The organism is Thermostichus sp. MS-CIW-40 (assembly GCF_054058315.1).
The window spans coordinates 1-26561 of record NZ_JBSSAC010000009.1; the positions used below are offsets into that span (position 1 = coordinate 1).

General features: G+C 60.5%; 22 protein-coding genes. 13 read left to right on the forward strand and 9 right to left on the reverse strand.

All coding sequences use genetic code 11. The annotated features are described in order from the left end of the window. Window positions 1-304: 304 nt before the first annotated feature. Window positions 305-457 carry a chlorophyll a/b-binding protein gene (locus ACVWXF_RS04470; protein ID WP_011429120.1) on the reverse strand — a complete coding sequence of 51 codons (153 nt, stop codon included), beginning with the start codon at window positions 455-457 and terminating at the stop codon, window positions 305-307. Between the two features lie 116 nt (window positions 458-573). Next, entirely contained in the window at window positions 574-1458 is an 885-nt protein-coding gene (locus tag ACVWXF_RS04475) for a penicillin-binding transpeptidase domain-containing protein (protein WP_414350373.1), read from the reverse strand. A 119-nt stretch (window positions 1459-1577) separates the two neighbouring features. Here ACVWXF_RS04475 and ACVWXF_RS04480 point away from each other — a divergent pair, with 119 nt between their 5' ends. The 9 genes from ACVWXF_RS04480 (at window position 1578) to carA (ending at window position 15486) form a co-directional block, all read left to right on the forward strand. Beyond that, window positions 1578-1799 (forward strand): photosystem I reaction center subunit IV, encoded by a 222-nt coding sequence (locus tag ACVWXF_RS04480; RefSeq protein WP_457473748.1) that lies wholly within the window; start codon window positions 1578-1580, stop codon window positions 1797-1799. A gap of 46 nt (window positions 1800-1845) precedes the next feature. After that, a complete protein-coding gene (locus tag ACVWXF_RS04485) occupies window positions 1846-2685 on the forward strand; it encodes a DNA-formamidopyrimidine glycosylase (protein ID WP_457473749.1) in 840 nt (279 codons plus the stop codon). An 86-nt stretch (window positions 2686-2771) separates the two neighbouring features. Further along, complete coding sequence (locus ACVWXF_RS04490; RefSeq protein ID WP_457392128.1) at window positions 2772-3395, forward strand: pentapeptide repeat-containing protein; 624 nt, start codon at window positions 2772-2774, stop codon at window positions 3393-3395. A gap of 105 nt (window positions 3396-3500) precedes the next feature. Then, window positions 3501-4097: a response regulator gene (locus ACVWXF_RS04495; RefSeq protein WP_457473750.1), complete on the forward strand. Its 597-nt coding sequence runs from the start codon at window positions 3501-3503 to the stop codon at window positions 4095-4097. Between the two features lie 155 nt (window positions 4098-4252). Then, window positions 4253-11671 carry a hormogonium polysaccharide biosynthesis protein HpsA gene (gene hpsA / locus ACVWXF_RS04500; RefSeq protein WP_457473751.1) on the forward strand — a complete coding sequence of 2473 codons (7419 nt, stop codon included), beginning with the start codon at window positions 4253-4255 and terminating at the stop codon, window positions 11669-11671. Window positions 11672-11734: 63 nt separating this feature from the next. Beyond that, a complete protein-coding gene (locus ACVWXF_RS04505) occupies window positions 11735-12475 on the forward strand; it encodes a prepilin-type N-terminal cleavage/methylation domain-containing protein (RefSeq protein WP_457473752.1) in 741 nt (246 codons plus the stop codon). Between the two features lie 56 nt (window positions 12476-12531). After that, the gene (locus ACVWXF_RS04510) at window positions 12532-13677 is read left to right on the forward strand and encodes a PulJ/GspJ family protein (RefSeq protein ID WP_457473753.1); all 1146 of its coding nucleotides are present in this window, start codon (window positions 12532-12534) and stop codon (window positions 13675-13677) included. Window positions 13678-13682: 5 nt separating this feature from the next. Next, window positions 13683-14237, forward strand: coding sequence for a pilus assembly FimT family protein (locus ACVWXF_RS04515; RefSeq protein ID WP_457473754.1), 555 nt, complete (start codon window positions 13683-13685; stop codon window positions 14235-14237). 61 nt (window positions 14238-14298) lie between these two features. Beyond that, window positions 14299-15486, forward strand: coding sequence for a glutamine-hydrolyzing carbamoyl-phosphate synthase small subunit (gene carA, locus ACVWXF_RS04520; protein ID WP_457473755.1), 1188 nt, complete (start codon window positions 14299-14301; stop codon window positions 15484-15486). A gap of 2 nt (window positions 15487-15488) precedes the next feature. Here the strand turns inward: carA and ACVWXF_RS04525 are convergent, their stop codons facing one another. The 5 genes from ACVWXF_RS04525 to ACVWXF_RS04545 form a co-directional block, all read right to left on the reverse strand. After that, a complete protein-coding gene (locus ACVWXF_RS04525) occupies window positions 15489-17021 on the reverse strand; it encodes a UDP-N-acetylmuramoyl-L-alanyl-D-glutamate--2,6-diaminopimelate ligase (RefSeq protein ID WP_457473756.1) in 1533 nt (510 codons plus the stop codon). Window positions 17022-17081: 60 nt separating this feature from the next. Then, window positions 17082-18851, reverse strand: a complete 1770-nt coding sequence (locus ACVWXF_RS04530) for an ABC transporter ATP-binding protein (RefSeq protein WP_457473757.1) — start codon at window positions 18849-18851, stop codon at window positions 17082-17084. Window positions 18852-18910: 59 nt separating this feature from the next. After that, complete coding sequence (locus ACVWXF_RS04535) at window positions 18911-20089, reverse strand: 1-deoxy-D-xylulose-5-phosphate reductoisomerase (RefSeq protein WP_414329119.1); 1179 nt, start codon at window positions 20087-20089, stop codon at window positions 18911-18913. Between the two features lie 251 nt (window positions 20090-20340). Beyond that, window positions 20341-20634 carry a hypothetical protein gene (locus ACVWXF_RS04540; RefSeq protein WP_011432860.1) on the reverse strand — a complete coding sequence of 98 codons (294 nt, stop codon included), beginning with the start codon at window positions 20632-20634 and terminating at the stop codon, window positions 20341-20343. Beyond that, a complete protein-coding gene (locus ACVWXF_RS04545) occupies window positions 20631-21254 on the reverse strand; it encodes a ParA family protein (RefSeq protein WP_414355822.1) in 624 nt (207 codons plus the stop codon). Before ACVWXF_RS04545 ends, ACVWXF_RS04540 begins: the two co-directional genes overlap by 4 nt. Before the next feature lie 194 nt (window positions 21255-21448). Here ACVWXF_RS04545 and ACVWXF_RS04550 point away from each other — a divergent pair, with 194 nt between their 5' ends. Together ACVWXF_RS04550 and rpsU are read left to right on the forward strand one after the other, a co-directional pair. After that, window positions 21449-22735, forward strand: coding sequence for a trypsin-like serine protease (locus ACVWXF_RS04550; RefSeq protein WP_457473758.1), 1287 nt, complete (start codon window positions 21449-21451; stop codon window positions 22733-22735). A 354-nt stretch (window positions 22736-23089) separates the two neighbouring features. Continuing rightward, the gene (rpsU, locus tag ACVWXF_RS04555) at window positions 23090-23275 is read left to right on the forward strand and encodes a 30S ribosomal protein S21 (RefSeq protein ID WP_011432857.1); all 186 of its coding nucleotides are present in this window, start codon (window positions 23090-23092) and stop codon (window positions 23273-23275) included. Between the two features lie 84 nt (window positions 23276-23359). Here the strand turns inward: rpsU and ACVWXF_RS04560 are convergent, their stop codons facing one another. Next, window positions 23360-24724 carry a TonB family protein gene (locus ACVWXF_RS04560; RefSeq protein ID WP_457473759.1) on the reverse strand — a complete coding sequence of 455 codons (1365 nt, stop codon included), beginning with the start codon at window positions 24722-24724 and terminating at the stop codon, window positions 23360-23362. A 256-nt stretch (window positions 24725-24980) separates the two neighbouring features. Between ACVWXF_RS04560 and ACVWXF_RS04565 the strand changes: the two genes are divergently transcribed. Continuing rightward, window positions 24981-25538 (forward strand): Rieske 2Fe-2S domain-containing protein, encoded by a 558-nt coding sequence (locus ACVWXF_RS04565; RefSeq protein WP_457473760.1) that lies wholly within the window; start codon window positions 24981-24983, stop codon window positions 25536-25538. 76 nt (window positions 25539-25614) lie between these two features. Then, window positions 25615-26064 carry a hypothetical protein gene (locus ACVWXF_RS04570; RefSeq protein ID WP_457473761.1) on the forward strand — a complete coding sequence of 150 codons (450 nt, stop codon included), beginning with the start codon at window positions 25615-25617 and terminating at the stop codon, window positions 26062-26064. A gap of 57 nt (window positions 26065-26121) precedes the next feature. On the opposite strand, the gene rplL is transcribed toward ACVWXF_RS04570, so the two are convergent. Beyond that, window positions 26122-26532: a 50S ribosomal protein L7/L12 gene (rplL, locus tag ACVWXF_RS04575; RefSeq protein ID WP_011432852.1), complete on the reverse strand. Its 411-nt coding sequence runs from the start codon at window positions 26530-26532 to the stop codon at window positions 26122-26124. Between the last annotated feature and the right edge of the window lie 29 nt (window positions 26533-26561).

A 26561-nucleotide genomic window follows, 5' to 3' on the forward strand; every position in this document is an offset into this window, starting at 1 on the left:
CGCCTGAAATTCCGAAACTTAGCTGTCCTCTGGGGCCGCTAGGGATTGGGATAAAGCCCGCACCCTGCGCATAGCGCGGGTGTCGGGTAGTTTACACCAGCTCCTCCCTCAGAGGGAGAAAGGGAAAGATTCGGCGCTGTCGGAATTGCTTGGAGTAGTTGGTGCCCGCTCAAGCCTTGTTGCCATTCAGAACGGCTACAACTGGTGCAGTCACGCTTCCTGCTCAATACCCTGCTCAATACAATAAAGGGCCTGCAAGCCAGCAGACCCAAGGAAAAGCCAAAAGGCGGTAAGTTGAGGTCTCTTAGATCAGGCCCAGCCAGGAAGCAACGCCTTGGCCCGTCACCGCTTCGATGACAATGGCCAACACAAAGCCAATCATGGCAGCCCGACCGTTGAGGCGCTCGGCATACTCGTTAAAGCCAAACTTGGGCTCAGACAAATTGGGATTAGACATGAGAACCTCCAGGGTAAATGGGAACGACAGGGAGTGGGATCCGTAAAGAACGAAAACGAGAACGGCACTTGACCTTCAGTATAGTTTGCATTTCTTCATGATCGCAAGCAAGGTGGTCACCCGCTGCCGATGGCGGCGATGATCTGCCGCGCCAGGGGAATGGCCGCCTCATAGGCTTTGCCCTGATGCAGGTGCAGCACCAGCGTCCAGTTGGGATCCGGCAGGGGCCAAAAGGCCAGCAACCAGGCTTGAAAATCTTCTGCCCAGAGAATTGGTCGTCCTCGTCGTTGAGGATTGAGGATGGTGCCAGACTTGGCTGCCACTGGGATCCCTTCTGGGGCAATGCCGCGACAGGTGCCCGCTGTTGCCGCCAGGCTCATGCCAGCATGGAGAGCCTCCCAAATCCAAGCCGGTAAAGAGAAAGCGGGCAGAGAGACCTCGCCAGAAAGGGGTACACCTCGGCGGGCAATCACGCCCCCATAAACCAACAGCTCCCAGGGATCCACCGGCCCAGCCAGACCGGTCGCCAAGAGCGGAGCCGGAGTTGTATTCTGCACACTCCCTAGGCCGAAGCGCCGCAGCCACTCCACCAGGGTATCGGCCCCCAGCTCCCAGCCCAACTGGTAAAAATGCACGTTGCAAGAGTGGGCCAGGGCCTGGCGCAAGTTCAAAGCCCCATGGCCGCGGGGATCCCAGCAGGGTAGCCGGCCCAACCCCAGTTGCGGCGGCGGATCCCACCAACCCGGACAGTGGATCAAGCGCTCCCCAGAGCTGATCCCAGTCTGCAGAGCAGCGGCGGCAACGGCGCATTTGACGGTTGAGCCAGGGCTGGCCCTGATTCTGGAAGCCTGCTCCGGCTGCCAAACCCTTGTTAAACGACCGGTGTTCAGGTTGAGGACGGCGGCAAAATCGCGCGGATGGGGCAGCCCTGCAGATTTCCCCTGCAAGCCCCAGGTCAAAGCAGAACCCAATAGCCAGGCTCCACAGGTGCGGCGGTTCATCTGCTGTCGGCCCCGAAAACCCAGGAAGACACGGGCGGATCCCTGTTACAAAAATTCGGAAATCGCAGCCTTCTCACGGACTAGGGTAATCTGAGTTCAGGTCAATGGAGATAACCCTCATGGCAATTCAGCGTGGTGCCAAAGTCCGTGTGCTGCGGAAAGAATCCTACTGGTACCGGGATGTGGGAACGGTTGCGGCGGTGGATACCAGCGGCATTCTCTACCCGGTGATCGTTCGTTTCGACAAGATCAACTACTACAACATCAACACCAACAACTTCCGCGAAGATGAGCTGGAAGTGTTGGAAGCTCCCAAGGCCAAAGCCGCTCCGGCCAGCTAAGCCAAAGTTCTGATGCCGGGGACTGTGTTCTTGAGCAAGTCGTTCTGTGCCTGAACTGCCGGAAGTTGAAACAGTTCGGCAAGATTTGCAACGCCTCACCCTGGGGCCACGCATACTTGCGGTGGAGGTGCTCCTGGCCCGCACCATTGCCTACCCTGCAAGGGAGACGTTTGGGCGGAGCTTGATTGGCACCCGTTTTACCCAGTGGCAGCGGCGAGGAAAGTATCTCCTGGGATCCCTGGATTCGAGAGCTGTTCTGGGCGTGCATCTGCGCATGACCGGGCAGTTGCTCTGGGTGCAGGGATCCACCCCTTTATCAGCTCACACTCGTGTTCGTTTGGCCTTCGAGGAAGGGTGGGACTTGCGCTTTGTGGATCAGCGCACCTTTGGCCAGATGTGGCTGGTGCCCGCCGGTGTTGAGCTGGAGGCGGTGATCCCCACCCTGCAGACTTTGGGGCCGGAGCCCTTTTCGCCAGCTTTTTCTGAGGCCTATTTCCAGGCTGCCCTGCAGAAGAGCCGCCGTCTTATTAAAACCGCGCTGCTGGATCAATCGCTGGTAGCCGGGGTGGGCAACATTTACGCCGACGAAGCCCTGTTTCTGAGCGGCATTCACCCTTTGACGCCAGCAGTTCAGCTTTCGGATGTGGCCAAGGCACGCCTGCGAGAAGCTTTGATCGAGGTGTTACGGGCCGGGCTGGAGCAGCGGGGCACCACCTTGCGGGATTACCGGGATCTGCGTGGGCTCAACGGCAACTATCAAGGGCAAGCGTGGGTGTACGGTCGGGAAGGGGATCCCTGTCGCGTCTGTGGCCATCCGATTCGGCGGATCAAGCTGGCAGGGCGTTCGGCCCACTTTTGCCCCCGCTGCCAGCCGCAACAGAGCTAGTGGCGCTCCTCAAGATATGGGGGATCCCTGGAGAAATGGGCCAGAGCGGCTACCATCAGCAGTAGGAGGGGATCCCGGTGAAAACCATGGGATGGGCACGGCTCCAACCTGTAAAGCCCTTGATGAGGGGAAGTCGCCTCTGGTCGGGAGCGCTGTTGGCGCTGGGGATCCCGACGGCTTCGGCCTTTGCCCAACTGGAGTTGGATGCCCAACTGGGCCGCTCCCAAATTGTTTTTCCCAGCAAAGATTGCCCCGCCTGCAACCTAACGGGGGCAGAACTGCCGGGAGCTGACCTCAGTGGGGCCAACCTGAAAGAAGCGATCCTCAGACAGGCCAATCTCCAAGCTGCCGACCTCTCCCAAGCGATCCTCAATCTGGCCGATTTGAGAGGGGCCAATCTGAGTGGCTCAGCTCAGGCAGGGGCTTTCTTGTGGGAAGCCGATCTGGCGCAGGCCAACCTGCAGCAGACAGATCTGACGGGGGCCAATCTGCAGGTGGCCAACTTAAGCGGGGCCGACTTGCGTCGAGCCATCCTCACCGGCGCCGACCTCACAGGGGCCAAGTTACACAATGCCGATCTGCGGGGGGCCGACCTGCGAGGCGCTTTTCTGGAGGGGGCGGATCTGACCGGCGCCCTGTACAATGCCCAAACCCGGCTGGATCCCACCTTTGACCCCCAGGCCCGCGGCATGGTCTTGGTGAAGCCATAACCCCCCTCTCCCCAAGGGAGAGGGGCTGGGGGTGAGGGCGCTTTATTTGGGATCCCTCCTTGGGCAAATTAAAATCAGCATCCCCCTCGGCTGGGATCCCCTGCCATGACTTCCCCTGTCCGCGTTCTCATTGCCGACGATCATCCCCTCTTTCGGTTGGGGCTGAAGTTTGCCCTGCAAGCCCAAGGATTTGAGGTGGTGGCCGAAGCCGAGACGGGATCCCAGGCCGTCAACTGTTGTCGCAGTTGTACCGTCGATGTGGCCATTTTGGATGTGCGCATGCCGGATGGGGATGGGATCGCCGCCTGCCAGCAAATCACCGAGCTGGGCCTGCCGGTGGTGGTGGTGTTGATGACCACCTTTCAGGAGCCTGCCCTGATCGAGGCAGCTCGCCGTGCTGGGGCCAAAGGCTACCTTTCCAAAGAAACCGACCCGGCGGAATTGGCCCGCGTCATCCGTCAGATTTTGTCCAACCCCGAACGAGACTGGCTGCCTGCCCGACAGGAGCTGCCCAAGCTCACCCCCCGCGAGCTGTGTGTGCTGCAACTGATGAAAGAGGGCTTGGCCAACAAACAGATTGCCCGCCGTTTGGGCCTGAGCATCGAAACCGTCAAAGAATACGCCAGCACCGCCTACCGCAAGCTGGATGCTAGCGACCGTGTCACCGCCCTGCTCAAGGCGCAACAACTGGGGATTTTGTGAAAGGATATTGAGGATTCTTAAGAATCTTGCAGAGAGGGGGCTGGCAGCTCCCCCCAGCGGTGGGGATGTCCGAAACTCCGGATCCCTTGCATACTGTTGCTATCTTGGCATCTGCCCAAGTGCCCCTTCTCACCTGCGTTATCTGAGATACGGCCATGTCTGCTCCTTCCCCGCTGCTGCTCAAACTTGTCTTGCGCCTGCTCAGCTCCTTGAAGGTAGAGGTGAAGCGGCGCCAGATGCGAGAGCGCGGTTTCGTCCTGCCGGTCGCTATCTTGATCGTGCTGGTCTTGAGCTTGGTGACGGTGGGTCTGCTGACCCGCTCGACCCAGCGCAGCATCCAAACCCAGGTGGAACGGGCAGGGCAAACCGTCAGCCGGCAACTGAATGCCGCCATCGACCGGGCCAGGGCCAAGATCGAATATCTGGTACGGGATCCTCGCCTTCCCGCCGGTACCCCCACCGATGCGCAGCTTGTCGCAGCCTTGATTAATGACGGGGAGGAAGAACTAATCCCTAGGGATGAGAATAATCCCTACATCCTCCCCGATGAAACTCAGTTTGTGATCGGAAGCAACATTCAGCAAGTGCGGGCGCCAGCCTGGTGGTTTTTGGCGGACACCGACAACAACGGCGTCAACGACTCCGTAACCGCCTATACCATCCTTAACACCCGTCGGGCTGCTGGCGCCGGCTTTGAGGATAGCCAGCTAACGGATACGGAGCGGGCGCGGCGCCTGATGATCCGCAGTGGCCCCCTACAGGGCTCCGCTCTGGGCCCTTGTACCGATAACCCCGCTCAGCAGACGATTAACCCCAACGTGGGGGACTGGTTCCAGGTGGGCACGGCGCTGTACAAGCCCTTTCAGGTCTTTGCCGTTACCTTGCCGCTTGAGGGGGCCGACTCCACCACCCGCGCCATTTCGGCTTTGCAATTCCAGCAGGATCGGAAGCGGGATCTGCTGAACAAGTGGGGGGCCTTCAGCCGCGGCGACCTAGAGTTTTTCTTCACCCCCGGCTACAACTGGAACGGCGCCATCTACGCCGGCGGCAGCCTTTTCTTCCGCTATGCCCCCAACAACTTGTTCCGGGCTTTCACCATCAGCTCGGAGCAATCCTGCTTCTACATGCCCCCCGACAACTCCGAAATCACTGCCTTTGGAGAGCTGGTGGCTGGGGCTATTGGCTATGCCGGCCAGCAGGTGAGCGATACCCTGATTTTCGATGTTCACTCTGGCCGGCAAGACGCAGCGCCAGAGGTGCTGGCTCGGTTGAACAACTTAAATTTTGACTCGGTGCAAAACCAGGTAGAGCCAGAAAATGTGGCTTTGGATCCGTTGGAGCTCCACCTTTTCGGTCGCATTCGCACCCGGGGATCCTATGCCCAAGATGCATCGGGATGGGCGGCTTCTCCCCTCAACGCTAAGCGCGATCCCAACCCCGGACGGATTAAGGCGGGCGGTTTTCAGGCTGGTGCCGACCAGGTCTGCCCTCCCTATGTAGACGATGTCTATCGGGCCGACAACCGCTTTGGCCCCAAGGCCAGCTATGACCGTCCGCCTGTAACTCCTGACCCGCAGAGGGGCTGCGATGTGGACACCTTTGCTCAGAGGTTTGGTGTCGGTGCCGGTAGCCCGATTCCTGCTGATGCCAGGAACAACCAGAATGAGTCTTTGACCGAGGACAACCCACCCCCAGGCGCCCTTTCCGAGGTGGGCTTGGATGGCTACTGGGAGCGGCGGGCCCGCGTGGAGGGCTTGCGGGTAATTGTCGGGCAGCGGCTGGAGCTGACCCGCACCGATTCTTTGCCTTTGCCTCTGGTGCCGTCTGGGGATCCCAACGATCCCACCAAGTTGCAGGCCATTTTCATCAGCAACGAGGCGCGGCAACGGCTGACCCTGAGAGATAACCCAGCGGCGGTGCAGGCCACTGCCGTTTACCACTACAGCCACCGAGATGGGCGCTTCCCCATTGCTTGCCTGGCCACGGTGGCCCACCCCGGCACTCCTTGGAGCTTGCAGCGGGCTTCCACGTTCCCTACCGGCGACCAGCGCACCCAACTGGGCATCAACTTCTTTACTGGAGAGGGCACCAACGTTTGGGAGTATGACCCCGAGCCGATGCGGGGGCAACTGCGGCCTGGCACTCCTTTGTGGACAGCGCTCACCAACCTGGCCAATTTTGCCGGCGATCCTGACGGGGCCTATCCACCCAGGCAAGAAGCGGGCCGCATTCACCCGGATCCGTTTATCACTGCCTTTGGCAACTTCTCAGAGCTGCGGCGGGTGATCGATACCGTTAACCGAGGTACCCCCGTTAGCCAACTGAGCCTAGCCGACCAGACCACGCTGCAAACGGCAGGCTGCATGTTGGGCATGCTGGCCGACAACATTCTGCGCATCGAGGAGGCTGCCCGTCAGCAAGGTGGCGGCAGTAGCAGCATCGGGGGCGGTGGTTCTGGTGGCACCAGCTCTGGATCTGGGAGCTCGTCCCCAGTTCTCGGCAGCCTCTGGAACGACATTCAAGCCAGCCGTGCCGGGAACCGAGAGGCAGCCAACCGGTTCTACCTGCCACTGCGCTACATCTTCCCGACAACCCGTGTCACCGAGTCGGATTCTCTGGAGAGCGAGCGGCGCAGCGCTTACTCTTTCCTTCCGACGGTTACCTATGAGGCTGTAACCGACTTAAACGCGGTTGCTCTGCAGCCCCGCTCCGGAATTGGCAACTGGGCTTTGCCCCATGCACCGGCCAATTGCACCGCTGCCGGCCCCAACAGCAACCAATTTGAGCTAATTCGGATTGGCAACCAGTGCCATCGCGTGCCCTTCAAGGATTCTGTCTTCTACGATGGCCGCGAGGCGATGGCGGTGCGGGCGCTGAACATTGACCTGGCGCTACTGACCAACAATGTCCAAGGTCAGAACAGGGGGCTGATCAACGGGGATACCTGGCTGCCTGCCGGCATTGGCGAGAACCGAGAAGGGGGGATTTTCTACGCCTTCCGGGAAGATGCCGTGCGGGAAGATGCCATTGCCCGCCCACCCTTGGGCACCTTTGCTGCCTATCAACAAGCTTGGCGAGCGGCAAACGCCCGTGGCACGCTGGGCAGCGCTGGCGTTATGAACGCCGGTCAGCCGAATCGAGGCACGGCCAATGGCCAAACGGTCTGGGATCCCCCTGTTTCCGATGCCGGACTTAGTCCCAAGCCGGTGGACTACTACGCGGATCCGGATCGGCGGCCCTATGGCTTCCGGCTGCGCAATGGAGCAAGGCTGGCCCGCGGCGGGTTTAACCTCGATGAAGCTGTCTTTGGTCTCTCCTTTGTTTCTGATAACCCCGTCTACATCCAAGGGGACTTCAACCTGCATCAGACAGGGGACGGGAGACGGCTAGAGGAGTTCACCACCCTCCTTGAGTTTGACCCGCAAACTGGCCTCTACAGCAACTTCTACGGGCGGCTCCGGAGGGATGAAGACCGGCGCTTTGCGCGGGCAGCCCAGGATCTCTGGCGGCCTAGCGACGTGTTGGGCGACTCGGTGAACATCCTCTCTGCCGATTTCTGCGATGGCAGCATCGACGACGGCTTTGTGCAGGATGCTACGCTCAACGGCGGTGGCACTAGTTTTGTAGCCGATCGTAACTACCAGGGTAGCCCACAACGAGCCTCGGCTCCTCGCCGCAACGAACACTACGGCTGCAGCGGAAGTAACTTAGGAGCCAACACCTCCTTCCTCAACCAAGCGCTGGTGATCCGAGGCAACAACTGGCCGGCTCCGGATCCCAACAGAGATGGTGCTGGGGTTCTGCGCTTTGACAACACGAACGGGGCCCAGAACCTGGGTGACAATACCAACCAACCGGGTTGGCCGGATGTGTTTGCCCGCGACACCATCTTTGCCCGCCGCAACAGTACCGATGCCAGCTCCGGTCAAGCTGACCGAACCGCAGGGCTGGGCGTGCCCGAAGTGCGGCTCTTGCGGGCACCCGATACGGGCTATGCCAACTTTGGGGTGCGCATCTCGGCTTTGGGCAACCCGGTGCTGGATACCTCCCGCTGGCTGCTGGTGGCTCCACTTGGGCCTTGCCCCGAGCCTGAAGGAGGCGGTGGCCTATTGGCCGAGTACTACAACGGCTGGCTGAGCAACCCGCAGAACCGGTACAACCGCAACACAGGGTTTGCCACCAACCGTATTGACCAGGTAGTAGGCCCCCTGCCTTCAGACGCTCAAGATGCCAACCTGCCCTACCTGCGGGCAGTGCGCTGGCCGGATCCGGTGTTCCCGGCGCAAGGAGTACCTGACGCCATTGGTCAGTACAACAATGGCTATACCACCAATGCGCCTACCTGTAATCCAAGTGGCACCGACAACCAACGCTGGGCCTGCGTGCGCAATGCTATCGATAACCCGACCAACCTAGCCCCCTTTGCCCGCAGCGGTAGCGGTTTCCCCTCTTGGGGAGGCTTCCAGTACTTTTTTGGCAGCGATAACAGCATAGACTCGCGCTCCCCCTTCAAACGGCGGCTGTACGACAATCTCAGCTGCAACGGCACATTGGTTGACGCTCTGCAGCCCCGCTGCCGTTTGTCACTACCGCCTGGCAGCCCCGATCGGCGGGATCGCGGCGATTGGTTCTGGATGCCCAGTTGTGGGGAGCCCGATGGCAACAACAGCCTGCCGAACCGGCCCATCGACGCGGATGACCTCAACTTTCCAAGTCACTTCAACTTCCAGCGCTCCTGCTGGCGGCGTAGAAGTGGGGGCGGGCCAAATGGCAACAACAACGGCAACGACTTCTTCGTGGTGCGCTGGGTAGGGCAGCTGTATCCCCGTTGGCCTGGCCTACAGAGCTACCGTCTCTTCAGCAACGATGGCGCGCGGCTGATCATTCGACGGCGGGACGGCTCCAATGCCACTTTTGTCAACCATGGAGCCTGGAACGGAACTTCGCTCAGCCTAGGGCCCAATGCTGCGGGTGCCGAAGCCTGGCAGGATAGGCAGGATAGCGGCGGCAACGGTAACCTGGTCACCCTGCGATTAGAGCTGGAGTGCGCGGATCCATCCCAGCCCTCGCCCTACTTGGTGGAGATCCAGACCTACGAAAATACCGGCGATGCCTTCCTGCGCTTTGCCACTCGCGATGGCAGCGATCTAGAAAACTACGACCTGCGCTACCTGAAGCCGCTGCAGGGGGTGAACAAACCTTGCCAGCCGGATCCAATCGAGGGTAGGAGGCTCGATGAGAGGAAAGATCCCTATCAGCGCTCCTGCGCAACCCCCCTCAACTGCGATCCCATCTGGACAGGCTGGACTCCTGCATGTGACCCCAACATCTGTCAGCAAACCACTATTACCCAAACCAGAACTGCCAGATTGCCTGACGGTTGCCCTGGCACTCCGCCACCGCGGGAAACTCGGACGATCACCTGCTACCCTCAGTACAACTACGGGCCTTGGTCAGATTGGACGCCTCAGTGTACCCCGCAGCAGCAGTGCAGCCGGGCTACCATTACGCAGAGCCGCAGCCGCACGGTAACGCCGCTCTGTCGCAGCCAAAGCCCCTTCACCGAAACCGAAACCCGAGCCTTTACCTGCCAGCCTCCGGGGGCTACCTGCACCTACACAGACTGGACTCCTCAGTGTACGGTGGCCAACGGCGGCCTGCAAGTGACCCAAACCCGCACCAAGACCTGCACGTCGAGCTGCGGAACCACCACTACTATAGAAACCCAAACGGTCACCTGCCCGGCCATTTGCAATGACTACACCTTTGGGCCTTGGACTCCTGACTGTAGCAGTCTTACCATTGCCTGCGGCACTAGCCAGCCGCTCAACCAAACCCGTACTGGCACCAAAGGCCCCAATAACAGCCCCACCTGTCCGGCCAACAAAACCGAGAGCCAGACGATTACCTGTACCGGCAAGCCCTGTGGGTCACAGAGCTTTGCCCCTGAGGCTCCCGGCAAGAGCCCCTTGGGCGAGTGGATGGCAGCCAAGCCCAACACGGTGGAGCTGCGCCCCATTCAGGCAGTCGAGGCCGATCCGGAGCCGGAGACCATCAGCGTGAATACGGTGGCTGCGGCTCCTGCCGAGGGCGTAACCATTGCTCTGCAGCCGGAGCTTTCCCCGGTGCTGGAAGTGAAAGCAGGGGTGCCCAAGCCGCCCAAGTGGCCCAACCCTGCCGAGGCTCTGCAGGCGGCCTTCAATTGGATGTTTGGTGAGCCCGCCTATGCTGCCCGCGCCGGACTGAGAGGCAATTTGCTCTCCAGCCAGATCGCCAACCCCAGCAAAGAACCCGGCATTCGCCCTGCCGAGAGTGGTGCTTCTCCGATTTCCGGAACTCTTAGCCTAGGCACCGACGACTGGGCGCGGCAACTGCGGCGGCGATTGCTCAATCCCAATGGAACTGTTCGCTGTGACTCAGAAGAAAAGGTCACTCCCACCGACGGTGGCTTCTGGGTACCGGGGGTGTTTCGCCCCAACTTCAACGACCGCTTCAAGTACACCGCCTACACCGGTGACAGCCGACCCAGCACTCTGCGTACCTCTCCTAAAGGTGCCGATCCTACCTTCGAGGATCTCAACAAGAATGGCATTTGGGATCCGGAGGAGCCTTCAAATGTTTTGGAGCGGGATCCACTGTTTGGGTTAGACTTGCCGGATCGGCCAGAGCTAGAGATCCAACCCCAGATGGCGCTCAACCCTTACGCCCGCGTCAACAAAAGCGCCGCGACCCAAGCCTACACTCCCGCGTCCAAGTATGCGGACGGATACTACATTAACCACAAGGGCAGTGAAGATATTCGCAATGGCCTCTGCTTCTACGTCAAGCCCAACGGCAACACCATCCAGGTTCAGATCGACCGTAACGGCGGCGATGGCGATGGCCTGGTCTGGGTGGATGTGGAGCCGTTCACCCTGGACCTGAACAAGACTCCCACTGGCTTTGCCGGCAGCAACCCCGTGCTGGGGGTGATCCTGGACGAGGTGACCCGTCGGCCCATTCCGATCCCGCGCTTCCAGGAGCTGGCCCCAGCCGCAGCCGACTTGAACCAGCGCCGCCGCAACGACAACGGCACCCAAAACCGGCAGCTCCAGCCGGCCAGGGAAACGCGGGTAAATGCCATTGCCATCAGCGGTGTGATCCCGTCTCGGCTGGATCAGACGGGCGGGGGCATGCACAACTTCCTGCGCCTCAACGAGCTGTGGAGAAATACCAACCTCTTCTTCAGCGGCTCGATGATCCAGCTCAACTACAGCACCTATGCTACCGGCCCCTTCCTGCAGCACAGCTTTGAGCCACCCGATCTGGTAGCCGATCCAACCTTTGTGCGGGGCTACGACTACTACTACCCACCCAACCGCCGCTTCGGCTACGATGTGGGCCTGCAAATTGCCCGTCGTCCCAGCGCGGTGTCGGCTCGCTTCCAATTCCCCTCCAATGCCCGCACTGAGTTCTTGCGGGAGTTGGATCCACAAGATCCGTACGTGCGGCGGCTGCGCTGCGGGCTGCAAGCTCAGCCAGATGTGCCCCTGCAGGCGGCTGCTCGGATTGGAGGCTGTAATGAGTTCAACTGATATCGACTCCCCAAGCCAGGGGTAGATTCGAGGTAGGAGCAGAGTGGGCTAAGGGAGGGATCGATGAGCAAAGGACGGCTTTGGCGGCAACAACAAGCAGAGGGCTTCACCCTCATCGAGGTGCTGGCTTCGGTGATCATCGTGGCCTTGGCCATGACCGCCCTGGCCCCTACTCTCGCCGTGATTGCCTACCGGCGGGCTATGAGCGAGAGGGTAGAGTTGGCCAACCGCCTGGCCCAGGAGGAGGTGGATCGCATCCGCACTCTGGTGGATATCGAGCTGTCCGCCAACCCGCGCGCTTTTCAGAATCCGGCTCAACTGGCCCGTCTGCCCAGGGTGGGAGCCAACCCGCTGGCAAATACCCCACCTCCCACCAATATGAACACAGATGGGGCCAACTATTCCATTCGCTTGGCCCAAGTTCAAGTGCCGGGGCGTAACTCCGAAGAATACGTCATCCAAACCTTTCGCGACGCGGGGGCACCTTGCATTGACCGGCGCGAAAACAGGGTCATTCAGGGGGTTCCCTGCAGCTTTCGCATGGGGGTGAGGGTTTACCATCGCTTTTCTTTCGACCCGACCACTCGCCAAGCGCTGCCTGGATTGGGAACGGAGTTGGCTTCGGCCAGCCAGAACTTGGCCAATGCCGATGTCTGGCTCTTTCCCATGGCCACCTCATTTGTAGAAATTAACCCCGCCGCCAACTTGGGAGATGTTTGCCGGCAGATAGCCATTGCCAGAGGCGAGAATCCCATCGAGAGGTGCCGGGCTTTCCCCCTGCCTGTTAATCCTGTTGCACCGTGAGGTAGAGCCTAAGTTCCTTCCCGCAAAACCTGTTGAGAAGATGGGGGTGTTTCCCTATGTTTTTCAAGATTTTTCGCCGCAGACCCAGTAAGAGCAGAGGGTTTACCCTCATTGAGCTGTTGGTCTCGCTGCTGATTGCCTCCATCTTTCTCTTGGCCACGGGGATGATCGTCGTTGAGACGATGCGGCTGGATCGGGAAGAGACGGGCCGCACCCAGGTGCAGGCGGAGCTGACGCAGGCCATGGAATATATCCAGCAAGATCTGGCGGAGGCTCTCTACATCTATAACGACACCGAACGGCCCAGTGACCCTCAACAGCCCCCCGGAGATGGGATCCCGGATGTCATTCAACGGCTCTACGCGCCGGGCTGGATCCGCCGACCCGATGACGCTATCCCGGTTGTTGCCTTTTGGAAGTTGGAGCCGATCCCGCAGGGATGCTACGCGGGCAACCCCAACTTGCAAGATATTCGAAGAGGCAATGCTACCCTACCAGACCAGCCACCTCCCGGGTTTCCGCGCGATCAGAACGGTAGAAATGCGGATTGGGACACTCTTGTCAGCCGCCGCGGCATCTACACCCTGGTGGTGTACTACCTACGCCGCAACTACAACAACGCCGGCAACCCAACGGGGCGCACTCCCTGGGAAGGCAACGCGCGGATCGACCGTTTTGAATTGCGACCCTTCAACATTCAGGGTCAAAACAACTGCGCCGGTCGCAGCCCGTTCTTTGTTGAGGATCCCGATCCGTTCCGAGATGGTTTCCTTGCTTGGCCTTCCGAGCAAGCTCGAGCGCGCCAAATCCCCATTGCCGGCAGGGCAGATGGCCCCCGCCTGACAACTTTGGTCTCCAACATCTTCAGCAGCCGGGAGGGAAGTCCGCAGGTTGCGCCCCTCTGCCCGCAGGGCTATGCCTTTGGCGGCGGCAGACCCAACGGCGTCACCTTCTCGGGGTTGGGAAATAACCAAAACGACGTGGGCTTCTACGTTTGCGTGCGGCAAAGCCCCGGTGCTGACCGACCGCAGGATGTGATCATCAACATCACCGCCACGGCCATGGAGCGGGCCAACCCTGGCCTTTTCCGTCGCTACATCCGAAATGCCACCAGCGTCGATATCTCAGAGGTGTCGCGCTACTTGCTGCCAATGCAAACACGGGTTCTTGCCCGCGGTGTTATCAACCGTCAGCTCTCCTAGGGGGAATGTCCACCATGTTGGCCTTGGAGAAAAAAGCAATTGGCCGAGCTCAGCCTTTTCGATCCCGGGGCTTTACGCTGACAGAAGTCCTAGCGGTGGTGGTCATCATCGGCATCCTGGCCGTGCTGGCGGTTCCTTCTGGGATCAACATCTGGGCGCGGATCCAGCTTGAGGATGCGCAGAACAGGGTGGAGCGAGCCTTGCGCACTGCCCGCACCAACGCCAGGGCTTCTCTCCTGGGCCGAGCTTGGGTGGTGGGGGTGGACAATTCAGAGCCAAACGTGCCGACTCTGGTTATCCAGGATGAGGAGGGCCTCTGCGATGAACCTACCCCCTGTCAGCGGCTACGCCTGAACAATTTTGTAACTGTAGCCAACACCTTCAATGACGGAAGGGCGGTTTTTGAATCCGATGGCCGCGCCCGTCAACTGGGTCGCTTTGTAGTCAGCAGCACCTACTCTCAGGGAGAAAACCGCTGCGTGGTGGTGAGCACCTTGATAGGCACTATCCGCAAGGACAACGACCCGGCTTGTGCGGGCGGAGCATATGCGGAAGACTAGCCAGCCTTGCAACCTCCTTGAAAGGGGGTAGGATGGTCAGGCCGATGTTTTTGGGTAGCGCATGGCCCCTTCTTCCCCAATCCTTCAGGAAAAAACCTTTCCTTGGCAGGCTCGTCAGCCTGCTTTGCTGGTGCTGGCGGATGGCACTTCCTTTGCCGGTTGGTCTTTTGGGGCGCCGGGCACGGCGGTGGGCGAGGTGGTGTTTAACACGGGCATGACCGGCTACCAGGAGGTGATCACCGATCCCAGCTACCGGGGGCAGATGGTTACCTTCACCTGTCCGGAGCTGGGAAACACCGGAGTCAATGAGCTGGACGAAGAATCGGCTCGGCCCCAAGTCGCGGGGGTGATTGCCCGCAATGTGTCTCGCATGGTCAGCTCCTGGCGGGCTACATCCACCCTCCCCGAATACCTGCAACGATATGGGATCCCGGCCATTGCTGGGGTAGATACGCGGGCTTTGGCACGGCGGCTGCGCTCTCAGGGGGTGATGAACGGGGCCCTTTCCACGGAGACTTTGGATCCCCAGGTTTTGTTGGAGCGGGTGCGCCAGGCTCCTTCCATGCAGGGGTTGAGCCTGGTGGCGGAAGTTACTACTCCCCAACCCTACGAGTGGCTGGAGCCTACGCCTGCCGATTGGGACTATGGCCGCAGCCAAGGGATCCCAGTGCCGGAGCCGCCCCTGCGGGTGGTGGCCTTGGATTTCGGCGTTAAGCGCAACATTCTGCGCCGCCTTACCCGCTATGGCTGTCGGGTGATGGTGTTGCCGGCCAATGCCAGCCCGGAGCAGATTTTGAGTTACAACCCCGATGGGATCTTCCTCTCCAATGGGCCAGGGGATCCCGCCGCTGAGACGACTGCCATCCGCACCACGCAAGCGCTGCTGCAAACCGGGAAGCCCCTATTTGGGATCTGCCTGGGCCATCAGATTCTCAGTTTGGCCCTAGGGGGATCCACCTACAAGCTCAAGTTTGGCCACCGCGGCCTCAACCACCCTTGCGGGTTGGAGAAGCAAGTGGAGATCACCAGCCAAAACCACGGGTTTGCGGTGGATGCCGACTCGATCCCTGCCGATGAGGTCACGATCAGCTACCTCAACTTGAATGACCACACCGTAGCCGGGATCCGCCACCGTCACCTGCCCCTGTTTTCCGTGCAGTATCACCCGGAAGCCAGCCCCGGCCCCCACGACGCCGATCACCTCTTCCGCGAGTTCGTGGAGCTGATGCTGCAGCACCGCTCCCGTTAGCCTCACCCCCGGCTTTTTTCCCTCAGGGCCAGGGCGGCGCGGGCTTCTTCTCGGTCGTCGAAGTGAATCTTCTCGGTGCCCAGGATCTGGTAGTCCTCATGGCCTTTGCCGGCAATGACCACCGTATCCCCTGGCTGGGCTGCGAGGATGGCCAGGCGAATGGCCTGCCGCCGATCCACCTCCACCGCCCTGGGGGATCCAGGGATCCCGGCCAAAATATCCCGTAGGATCTGCTGGGGATCTTCGGTGCGGGGGTTGTCGGAGGTAACGATCACCTGATCGGCCCAGGTGGCGGCAATGCGGCCCATCTGCGGTCGTTTGCCCCGATCCCGATCCCCGCCACAGCCAAAGACGCAGATAAGTTGCCCTTGCACCTGGGATCGCAGGGCCTTGAGCAGGTTTTCCAGGCCGTCGGGGGTGTGGGCGTAGTCCACAACTACCGCGATATCCTGCCCCGGCAGGGTCACCCGCTCCATCCGCCCCGGTACGCCCGGAAAGTGGGGCAGGGCCGACTGGATGATCTCGACAGGGATCCCCAAGTGCAGGGCTACCCCCACCGCCGCCAGCAGGTTGGCCAGGTTGAAGGATCCCACCAGGGGGGCCTCCACGGCAAACGTGCCCGCAGGGGTGTGCAGGGTCGCCTGTAAGCCGTTGGGGTGCAATTGAACGTTGCTGGGCCAGAGGCCGGGGATCCCTTCCAGAGGCTGCAGCGAGTAGGCCCAGGGCTGCAGATCGGGCCGAATGGCTTGCAAGAGCCGCCGTCCCCCAGCATCGTCGGCGTTGATCACCGCCCGCCCTTGGAGATACTCCTGTCGGAAGAGGGTGGCCTTGGCCTGCCAGTAGTTCTCCAGCGTCTGGTGAAAGTCCAGGTGATCCTGGGTGAGGTTGGTCCAGACGGCAGCGGCAAAGGAACATCCCCACACCCGATCTTGAGCGAGAGCATGGGAGCTCACCTCCATCACCGCCACCTCCGCCCCGGCTCTCTGGGCTTCCCTGAGGCTGCGCTGCAGTTCAGGCGGAAAAAGGGTGGTGTGGGAGGCCACTTCGCTATAGCCAGGCCAGCGGTTGTACAGAGTGCCCAGCAAAGCGGTGGAGCGACCGGCAGCCTGCACCAAATGTTCAATGAGATGGGTGGTGGTGGTTTTGCCGTTGGTGCCCGTTACCCCCACCAAGGTCAGTTGACGGGCGGGAAAACCATAGAAAGCCGCCGCCACCTGGGCCACGGCCCTGTTCAGGCTGGCGCGAGGCAAAACCAGGACGGGCTGACTTCCCCATCCAGCCTCTCCGCTGACGCTCTCCCACGCCTCTTGGGAAATGAGGGCCGCCACTGCCCCTGCCGCCAGGGCTTGGGCCACGAAGCTACCTCCATCCACGCGGGATCCCGGCATCCCCAGAAAGAGATCCCCGGCCTGCACCTGGCGGGAGTCGGCACAGAGGCCCCAGACTTGCACCCCCTCCAAGGATCCCTGGGCCAATTGAGGCTGGATCCCAGCTTGGTGGAGCAATTTGGACAAAGTGATCCCAGCAGTTTCCATCGTTGCCACTCCCCACAGCTTTGCCGGTTAGGGTAGCGGCCAGGGATTGCCGCCGTCAAATTAGGCCAGGGCTTCCTCCAGCTTTTGCTTGGCCCACAGAGAAGCGTAGAGGCCCTTCTCGTCCGCCAGCAATTCGGCATGGGATCCCTTCTGCACGAGGCGGCCCTTGTCCATCACCCAAATCTGATCGGCCTCCACCGCAGCCGTGAGGCGATGGGTGATGAAGATCACCGTTTTCTGGGCCGTGAGCCGACGCAGATGGCGGAGGATGGCTTGGGCCGTCTGGTTATCCACACTGGAGAGAGAGTCATCCAGGATCAAGATGGGAGCATCCACCAGCAAAGCCCGAGCCAGGGCCACCCGCTGTCGCTGGCCACCGGAGAGGGTGATGCCCCGCTCTCCCACCAGAGTGTCGTAGCCGTTGGGGAAGTTGAGGATCTCGGCGTGGATGTGGGCGGCTTTGGCAGCCCATTCCACCTCCCAATCTTCGGCATCCGGCTTGCCGTAGCGAATGTTATCCCGGACCGTGGCGCTGAACAGGAAGCTCTCCTGGGGCACATAGGCGATGGCCCGGCGCAGGGATCCCAGTTGAATCTGGGTGATATCCTGCCCATCCAAAAACAGTTGCCCCGGCTGGATCTCCAGCAGCCGAGGAAGGGCATTGGCCAGAGTGGACTTGCCCGCCCCAATCGGCCCCACCACCGCCACCATCTGGCCCGGTTCTATGCAAAAGTGCAAATCCTCTAGAGCCGGAGCTGCCGCAGGGCCGGCGAAGGCAAACGCGAGACCTCTGGCCTCGAGGCGACCCTGCACCTTTTCCAGAGGCAACGGCAAAGCGCCTGGGGCGTCTCGGATGGTGGGTTCTACCCCCAACAGAGCATCGATCCGCTCCAAGCTGACCTGCCCCCGCTGGTAGGCCGTGATGGTGAAGCCCAGCAGGGCGGTGGGAAATACCAACCGTTCCACATAGAGGGTGAGGGCCGAAAAATCCCCGATGGTCAGCGTCCCTGCCGCAATCTGCGGCCCCCCCACCGCCAGCAGTAGCAACAAACTGAGGCTGACCAGCGCCACCAAAGAGGGGAAGAGCAAGTTGCGGGTGAGGGCTAAGCGTAAATTGGCCTGCAGCAGCCGCTGGTTCTGGCGGCGAAACCCCTGCTGCTCGTGCTGTTCTTGGCCGTATACCTTGATGACGGTGATGCCGTTCAGATCTTCTTGGATGAGATCGCTCAGATCTGCCAACTCCTGCTGCACCTGGAGCTGCTCCTGCTGCAGGCGGTTGCTGCTCAACTTCACCAGCACCAACATCACCGGAAACACCGACAGCGCCAAGGTGCTCAGACGGGGCTCGATGCCAAACATGGCGGGCAGAGTGGTGGCATAGGCGAAGATCGTGTTGGCCAAATTGAGTAGGGCAAAGCCCAACAGGCGGCGGATGTTTTCCACATCGCTGGTGATGCGGGTGAGAATGTCCCCAATGGTCTGCTGGGCAAAGTAGGAAGGCTGCAGGGTGAGCAAATGCTCGAAGATGGCTTGCTTGAGGTGAAACTCCACCTGCCGTCCCACCCCAAACATCCACACCCGCGAGGCAATGCGAATGCCCATCATCAGGCTGGAGACGACCAGCACCGTCAAGACGTAAAGGGCAATGCGCCGGGCCGACAAAGTGGGCAGGTTCTGGCTGAGGTCATCGATGACCAGCTTGACGTACCAGGGCAGGAACACCCCCAGGCCATTGACCAGGAGCAGGGATCCAATGCCCAACCCCACCTGTCGTCGATAGGGGCGCAGATAATGGGCCAATTGTCGGAGATGGGATCCCGATCCGGTCACTCACTTGCTCCCTGCATCCTCTTCCACTCTAGCGTTCAGCCGGATCCCCCCGGTAGGGATCAGACCAGAACCTGAGCCGGGGCTTGCTGGGCCAGTTGCGCCGTTTCCCGCCGTGCCCAGGCATCTGCCTGCAAAATGTCCTCCAGGCTGGGATCGGCAATGACTTGATGCCGCTCACAAACCCGCTCCAAGAGACGGGGAATATCCAAAAAACGGATGCGCTCCTGCAAGAACAGGGCCACCGCCGCTTCGTTGGCCGCATTCAACACTGCCGGCAGCGTTCCCCCCCTCCGTCCAGCGGCATAGGCCAACTCCATGCAGGGGTACTTGCGGTGATCCGGAGCCTTAAAGGTGAGGGATCCCAGCTTGACCAAATCGAGGGGATCCCAGGGGGTGGCCAGGCGTTCCGGCCAACTGAGGCCGTAGAGGATGGGCAGGTGCATGTCCGGCCAGCCCAACTGGGCCAGAACCGAGGTATCGGCCAGCTCGATCAGGGAGTGGACAATGCTCTGCGGGTGGATGAGGATGTCGATGTGGTCGTAGTCCAGGCCGAAGAGCCAGTGGGCCTCGATCACCTCCAGGCCCTTGTTCATCAGGGTGGCCGAGTCGATGGTGATTTTGCGCCCCATCACCCAATTGGGATGCTTGAGGGCATCGGCCAGGGTGACCTGATCCAATTTTTCGGCAGGCCAATCCCGAAAGGCGCCACCCGAGGCAGTCAACAGGATTCTTCGCAGGGATCCCGCGGGCACCCCCTGTAAACACTGGAAAATGGCCGAATGCTCAGAGTCGACGGGGATCAGGTTCACCCCGTACTGCCGCACCAAGGGCAGCACCACCGGCCCCCCTGCCACCAGGGTTTCTTTGTTGGCCAGGGCAATGTCTTTGCCGGCACGGATGGCCGCCAGGGTTGGCAACAAACCGGCGCAGCCGACGATCCCCGTCACCACCCGCTGGGCCGCCGGGTGAGCCGCCACCTGACACAGCCCCTCCGTTCCGGCCACCAACTCCGGCAGCGGTCGGATCCCGGTCAGCAGCGACCGCAGCTCCGGCAGCAGTTCTTCCCGGCCAATGGCAACCATCTGGGGCCGAAACCGCCGTACCTGCTCGGCCAAGAGGGCGACGTTGCTGTAGCTGGTCAGGCCAACAACCTGAAAACGCTCTGGATACTGGGCCACCAAGTCCAGAGTTTGGGTGCCAATCGAGCCGGTGGAGCCGAGCAAGGTGATGGCTTGCATAAAGGATCCCTTTACCCCTGAAAGAGCGTGACGTCCTCCCAACGCAGACTTCCCCTCGCGCAACTTGCCCAAGGACTCCGTCCCGCTATTGCGAACGGCCCCACCTCGCGTTCGGGGATCCCTGCCTCACGCCCCTTCATCTTATTCTTATCTGGTTCTGATCTGGAATCTGTGTGCTCCCTCCGATCCCCGACAGCGGGATCCTATGCGGCTGTGGGGTCCGCGATGCCCCCCTTCCCCAGATTTTGGTTTCAAACCTTTCCCGACTGAGAACGCAGCCACTGGCTGAGCAGCGCCTCGATCAGCTCCGAAAGATCTTGATCCGATTCCAACAGGATGCGCTTCACGGCTCGGTGAGTCTCTTTGGGGATGTAGGCCGTCAATTTGACGTACTCAGAGCTGTTGGGCTTGGCGCCTGCTTCCGGTTGCTCGAGGGTCGGCTTGGGTTCTGGAATCTTGTAGGCTTGGGCGCTCAGCTTTTTCGGGGCGGGTCGGGCCGGGATCCCCTCTGGCTGCCGGTCGAGAAGGCGCTCAAACTTGCTCATGACGAGATTTCCTCCCCCACAGCAACGTAGTCTGACCAAGCTTGTTTGGCTCTCGGCTCTGGGATCTCGTGAACACAGACCCCCTCCAGAGCAGCCCGTTGAAAAGCCACCGTGCGGCGAATGGAATGGTGGCAGAGAGGAATCCCGACTTGCTTGAGAAAGTTGCGGGCCTCCGCTCCATCTCGGTTGGGCCAGGGGGGAACCAGCGTCAGCAAGACCTTGTAGTGCTTTGCCCCCAACCGGTCTAGGGCCTTGGCGGTCAGCATCAAGGCATCTAGAGCCAAGGCATCCGGGGAACAGGGCAAAAGCAGCAGATCACACCGCTGCGCCAGAGCGTGTAACTGTTCCGGGGTGGGACGGGCAGGGGTGTCGATCACCGTGTGCTGAAAGCCTGTGGGCGTGGGAGTGGTGGGATCCCCGGCCAATACCTTGATAGGAAAGGATGATCCCCGTTCTGCCCAGCGAGAGGCCGAGCGATTGGGATCGGCGTCGATCAACAGGGCCATCCCCGACCCACCCAAAGGGGCTGCCCCTTGTTTTTGCTGAAGGTAGAGGGCCAAATGCACCGCTGTGGTGGTTTTGCCCACGCCCCCTTTGAACCCCAAGACCGCGATATTCATCTGCCACACACCCTCCCACCCTGGTTTTACTGCCCAGGTGCACGGGCGGCAAGAGGCAAAAGTGGGCATTGGGGTCTTGGGGCAACTCGGGAGAGCCGGCCGCGGGGAGAAGTTCTCCCGGTTGCGCAATCTTTAGGCTTCGCCGGTAGGATATCCTTGGCTGGCATAACCGGCTGGCTTTGGAGAATCTGACCATGCCTCATCTCTCGCGATCCCATTCCTCCTTGGGCTTGGCTCGCTCTTGGTCTATTCCGCTGGGGTTGTGTCTGGCCCTGAGCATAAGCGCCTGTGGCGGCGGGGGTTCCAGTCGCCCGCTTCCCCCAGTCTCAGCTCCTCCCACAGGACGAATTGAGGGATCCCATTTCGACGATCTCAACGGCGATGGGCTGCGGGATCCGGGGGAGCCGGGGCTGCCGGGCATCGCCACGTTTTTGGACTTAAACGGCAATGGCCGCCTCGACCCGGGGGAGCCCAGCACCGTCAGCGATGCCAGCGGTAACTTTCGCTTCTCCAACTTGCCCCCTGGCACCTACCGCGTCACTGCCCTTTTGCCCCCGGGGCGAGTGTTCACCACGCCGCGCTCAGGCTTGGGGCTGGAGCGGATTGTGGGCGGCAGTCCTGCTCCCGAAGGGGCCTTTCCCTGGATGGTGGCTTTGCTGAGGGCGGCTGAGCCGGATCCTTTTCAAGCGCAGTTTTGCGGCGGATCCCTGATCGCGCCGGAGTGGGTAGTTACCGCTGCCCATTGTTTTTTCGACGAACAAGGCAACCAGGTAGTGAGTGCCCAAAATCTGGATCTGCTGTTGGGTACCACCGTCTTGCAAATCGGTGCCGGCCAACGCATTCGCGCCGCGCAAATTGTCCTCAACCCCGGCTACAACCCCCAGGTGGGGAAACTTGGGGGGAACGACATTGCCCTGGTGCGCCTTTCTCGGCCAGTGGCCCTGCCTACCCTGCCGCTGGTGCAGCCCAACCAAACCAACCTGACAGCCCCCGGCACTGCCGCCACCATCCTCGGCTGGGGAGCTACCTTCCCCCGCGCCCTGGATCAAGAACCCAGCGGCTTTCCCCAAGATTTGCAGCAGGCCACCGTTCCCATCGTCTCCAATGCGGTGTGCAACGCGCCCCAATCCTACAATGGCACCATTTTGGATACTATGCTCTGCGCCGGCTTTCCCCAGGGAGGAGTCGATACGTGTCAGGCTGATAGCGGTGGGCCTTTGATTGTGTCCAGTGGCACGGGTTTTGCCCTGGCCGGAATCACCAGTTTTGGCATCGGCTGCGCCCAGCCCAATTTCTATGGGGTGTATACGCGGGTGTCTAGCTTCGCCGGTTTTGTGCAATCGGTAATCGGCAGTGCCCCCAGCCCAACTCCAGCACCACCCTCCCCTCCACCCCCCACCGGGACAACTGCTTCATTCGTTGTCAATTTGAGGGAAGGTGAGGTGGTTGCGGGGCTCAACTTTGGCAGCCGGGCGCAGTGAACACGAACTGTGGCAGCAAGCAGTGGTGTGGCGATCGTTTAGCTAGGCCGCCGTTCGCGCTAGCGGGACGGAGTCCTTGAAGCCCCGCCCTCTGTCCGTAGGACGAGGGTCGGAATGAAAGGCGGACATCCCCTGTTCTATAATCAACCTGGCTGTGCAAAACGGCATTGCCGGAATCTGGTACAGCTACGCGGTGGGGCATCCCGTGTCTGCTCGTGGAGGGTTCTTGCACTAGCTCCCCAATGAAGCGAGAAGCCCGCTCCGTACCGCCAGCAGTCGGAGTCGGGAGTATGTCACGATAGGGATCCCTGTTGTAACCAAACCCATTTGATTGACGGAGGAGATGTCTTTCCTATGACCCAAGTGACGATTGGCGAAAACGAAGGGATCGAATCTGCGCTGCGTCGCTTCAAGCGTCAGGTTTCTAAGGCGGGCATTTTGCGGGACTTGCGCAACCATCGGCACTTTGAAACCAACCTAGAAAAGCGCAAGCGCAAAGCGGTAGCCGTCCGGCGCAACCGCCGCAAATCTATGGCCTAGGCCATTGCCGACACTCGGAACCCACCTGGGATTGAAGTCCGAACTTCTCCGAGAAGGGCTTGTAGCCCTGCCTGAGGATCCGAGCTAGTTTCTCGGATTCTGGGTTGAGCCAGCCTGCAGGGATCCGCTCAACACGTTAATTTCCAGCATCAGTTCTTCGCCAACATAGCTTTCGGGCAGAGGCGGAAAGGGAGCTGAGCGCTGGATGGCACTGAGCACGGCTGCATCCAACAGGGGATCTTCTGAGGGGGTTTGCAGGCGCAGTTCCCGCAGGGATCCCTGTCGATCCAGACGCACCTGCACCACTGTTACGTAGGAGCCGGATGCCCGCCGTACCATCCAGTGTTGGCGAACCCTTTCTTGAAATTGAGCCAAGTAGTCTCCCCAATCCGGATCGGCGGTGGCATTTAGGCTGGGTGGGCCTGCCTGAGAGGACTCGATCCCACTGGTGCGACCAAGGCTGGAGCTGTGGGATCCGGTAGGAAAAGTCGGGGGCAAGGTGGGAGAAGGCTCTTCCAACGGGGCTGCGATCGGCTCTGGAGAGGGCAAAGTTGGATGCGGATCCGCTGGAGCCGACAGGTAGGGTTGTGGCAAAACCTCAGGAGAACTTGCTGCTCTTTCGGGTTGAGGCTTGAGGGATTGAGCAGGAGAGATCTGAGCCGATTTGGTCTCCACTGCTGCTGCCGAGGAGGTAGCCAGTAGGCTTTGCAGATGCTGACGATAGTCCTGCAGTTGCTGGCGCTGCAGAGAGGACAGAGGCCAGCGATCCAGCCATTCTTCCGTCAGATGTAGCGCCTCTGCCCAATTGTGATCGGCAACTGCCTGCTCCAGAGCTGCTAAACCCGCTGATAGATTTTCTAACCTGGCCTCTGGCTGCTGCTGAGGAGAGGCAGAGTTCCGGGCGGGCTGGGGCACCTCAAGCTCCCTTGTCGGCGGAGAAAGGATCTCAGGGACAGGACTCCCTGCGGCTGAGGCAACCAAAGGCTGTGCCGCCGCAGAAGTGGCCTCTTCACTTGGGCTGGGCACTTGCGACTGCCGCACCGATACGTGATCCCGAGGTTCAGAGACACCGGACTCACGGGCGGAGACGGGCGCAATCCACTGCGGCTCTGGGGGCGGCTCATCCGCCATCTCCACCCACTGAAAGGAGATTATCTCCTCCTCTGGGATCCCAGGCCGCCAACCCACCCAGCTCATCGCCATGAAATGCAACGCGATGAAATGCAACCCTGCCGAGAGCACATTGGCCAGCCCCAGACGCCAAGGTAAGGAGCGGCGTTCCTGCTCTCGTTTTTGTTGAGAACGGCTGAGGCGAGGATCTGGATCCGTCAGTTGGTTTGGCCGGCTCTCAGCAGCCGGTTCTGGTTCGAGAGAGCTGAGCTCTGCGGCAGGTTGGGCCGGGATCCCTGCGCTACAAGGATCTCGAGCGGGGTTCAATTCGTTTTGCACCTTTCCACCTTTCCTCACAGCCACATGCCAACAGAAGCCCACCGACGCTTCTCTGCTTCCTTCGATCAATAGCCCATCCCCGGGCAGAGGGGTAGCCATCGATGCACAAACGCGCCCAGGGCAAAGCTGTGTTGGCTTATACGGACTTCTGCCATTTCAACGCCTATCTTTTTCACGGGGGGCGGTGCTTTGAGCCACCTAGGCTCACGAAAAGCCAGCTCATGATTCTCCGAACTAGAGCTTGTGGAGCGGGTTTATGCTTGTTACCCAGCAACCTGTCCTGAGGCGGTTTTGGTACCCCGTGATCCCGATGTCGGCCCTGGAAACCGGCCCACAAGCTTTCACGCTGCTGAAGACTCCTCTGGTGCTTTGGCTCAATGAGTTGGGGCAGCCTTGCGCCGTCTTGGATCGTTGCTGCCATCGCTCGGCCCAACTTTCCAAAGGGGTTGTTTGCAATGGCCACATCCGCTGCCCCTATCACGGCTGGGAATTTGACGGCTCTGGCACCTGTGTGAAGGTACCCCAACTTACAGACAACTTCATCCCTCGCACCTACAAGGTGGAGGGGTTTCGCTGCCAAGAGCGCTATGGCTATGTTTGGGTGGCATTGGCGGATCCCTTGACCGATATTCCCGAGATCTCAGAGGTGGCGGATCCCCGGTTTCGCCAAATTCATCAGTTCTATGAGGTCTGGAAATGTGCTGGCCTGCGCCTGATGGAAAACTCCTTTGACAATGCCCATCCCCACTTCGTCCATCAGCAGAGCTTTGGGGTGATCTCCGAGCCTGTACCCCCCAGATCTGGACAGCCTTGAAGAGCTGGAGTACGGCCTTCGGGCCACCTCTGTTTTGCCGGTGTTCAACAGTGACTTGCAGAAGCAAAACTTGCGGATGTCAGAGGATCGCACAGTGCGTATCCTGGAGGGCACCTGGTTTATGCCTTTTGGTCGCAAGCTCAAAATCACCTACCCCAACGGCCTCATCCACATCATTTTCACAGCGGCTACCCCCATCGACGACCAAACCTCGCAGGTGGTGCAATTCTGTTTGCGCAACGATTCAGAAGCAGAGGTGAGTGCTGAGAGTATCATCGCCTTCGATCGACAGGTAACCCTTGAGGATCAATGGGTTCTGGAAAGCACCGACTACGATGTTCCCCTTGATATCAAGGCGGAGCAGCACATGTTCACGGATAAACCCGGCATTGTCATGCGTCGCAAGCTGGCTGCCCTTTTGAAAGCTCACGGAGAGGTGGAAGCGCGGCGGAGCAGGGATCCCGAACCCACGCCAATGGTCGGGCAGACCCAAAAGAGGGGCCGGAGCAGCCCCCCTTGGGTTTGAGAGTCTTGATTAGATTCCTCGTCAGAGCAGGGAGAGGCGCTCTCCTCGTAACTGGAACTACTTGATCTTGACGGTAGCGCCGGCTTCTTCCAGCTTCTTCTTGATGTCGTTGGCTTCCTCTTTGGCAACCCCTTCTTTGACGGGTTTGGGAGCCGCCTCGACCAGATCTTTGGCATCCTTCAGACCCAAGCCGGTCAACTCGCGCACCACCTTGAGGATGGCGATCTTCTTGTCGGCTGGCACAGCCTCGAGGATGACATCAAAGGCAGTTTGCTCTTCCACCGGCTCAGGGGCTGCCGCCGGAGCTGCCGCCGCCGCTGCCACAGGAGCTGCCATGACCATGCCGCCGGCTGGGGCTGCTGCACTGACGCCAAAGGTTTCCTCGATGGCTTTCACCAGCTCGGAAGCTTCCAGCAAGCTCAAGGCTTTCAACTCTTCCAAAATCTTTGCAACGCGCTCTGAAGGCATGATGGTTTCTCCTTAAGGGGTAATGGAAT

Bases quoted from the DNA above. Each gene is read 5' to 3' on its own strand.
- ACVWXF_RS04470 (WP_011429120.1), bottom strand. From the start codon at position 457: ATGTCTAATCCCAATTTGTCTGAGCCCAAGTTTGGCTTTAACGAGTAT.
- ACVWXF_RS04475 (WP_414350373.1), bottom strand. From the start codon at position 1,458: ATGAACCGCCGCACCTGTGGAGCCTGGCTATTGGGTTCTGCTTTGACC.
- ACVWXF_RS04480 (WP_457473748.1), top strand. From the start codon at position 1,578: ATGGCAATTCAGCGTGGTGCCAAAGTCCGTGTGCTGCGGAAAGAATCC.
- ACVWXF_RS04490 (WP_457392128.1), top strand. From the start codon at position 2,772: ATGGGATGGGCACGGCTCCAACCTGTAAAGCCCTTGATGAGGGGAAGT.
- ACVWXF_RS04495 (WP_457473750.1), top strand. From the start codon at position 3,501: ATGACTTCCCCTGTCCGCGTTCTCATTGCCGACGATCATCCCCTCTTT.
- hpsA (WP_457473751.1), top strand. From the start codon at position 4,253: ATGTCTGCTCCTTCCCCGCTGCTGCTCAAACTTGTCTTGCGCCTGCTC.
- ACVWXF_RS04505 (WP_457473752.1), top strand. From the start codon at position 11,735: ATGAGCAAAGGACGGCTTTGGCGGCAACAACAAGCAGAGGGCTTCACC.
- ACVWXF_RS04510 (WP_457473753.1), top strand. From the start codon at position 12,532: ATGTTTTTCAAGATTTTTCGCCGCAGACCCAGTAAGAGCAGAGGGTTT.
- ACVWXF_RS04515 (WP_457473754.1), top strand. From the start codon at position 13,683: ATGTCCACCATGTTGGCCTTGGAGAAAAAAGCAATTGGCCGAGCTCAG.
- carA (WP_457473755.1), top strand. From the start codon at position 14,299: ATGGCCCCTTCTTCCCCAATCCTTCAGGAAAAAACCTTTCCTTGGCAG.
- ACVWXF_RS04525 (WP_457473756.1), bottom strand. From the start codon at position 17,021: ATGGAAACTGCTGGGATCACTTTGTCCAAATTGCTCCACCAAGCTGGG.
- ACVWXF_RS04535 (WP_414329119.1), bottom strand. From the start codon at position 20,089: ATGCAAGCCATCACCTTGCTCGGCTCCACCGGCTCGATTGGCACCCAA.
- ACVWXF_RS04540 (WP_011432860.1), bottom strand. From the start codon at position 20,634: ATGAGCAAGTTTGAGCGCCTTCTCGACCGGCAGCCAGAGGGGATCCCG.
- ACVWXF_RS04545 (WP_414355822.1), bottom strand. From the start codon at position 21,254: ATGAATATCGCGGTCTTGGGGTTCAAAGGGGGCGTGGGCAAAACCACC.
- ACVWXF_RS04550 (WP_457473758.1), top strand. From the start codon at position 21,449: ATGCCTCATCTCTCGCGATCCCATTCCTCCTTGGGCTTGGCTCGCTCT.
- rpsU (WP_011432857.1), top strand. From the start codon at position 23,090: ATGACCCAAGTGACGATTGGCGAAAACGAAGGGATCGAATCTGCGCTG.
- ACVWXF_RS04565 (WP_457473760.1), top strand. From the start codon at position 24,981: ATGCTTGTTACCCAGCAACCTGTCCTGAGGCGGTTTTGGTACCCCGTG.
- ACVWXF_RS04570 (WP_457473761.1), top strand. From the start codon at position 25,615: ATGTCAGAGGATCGCACAGTGCGTATCCTGGAGGGCACCTGGTTTATG.
- rplL (WP_011432852.1), bottom strand. From the start codon at position 26,532: ATGCCTTCAGAGCGCGTTGCAAAGATTTTGGAAGAGTTGAAAGCCTTG.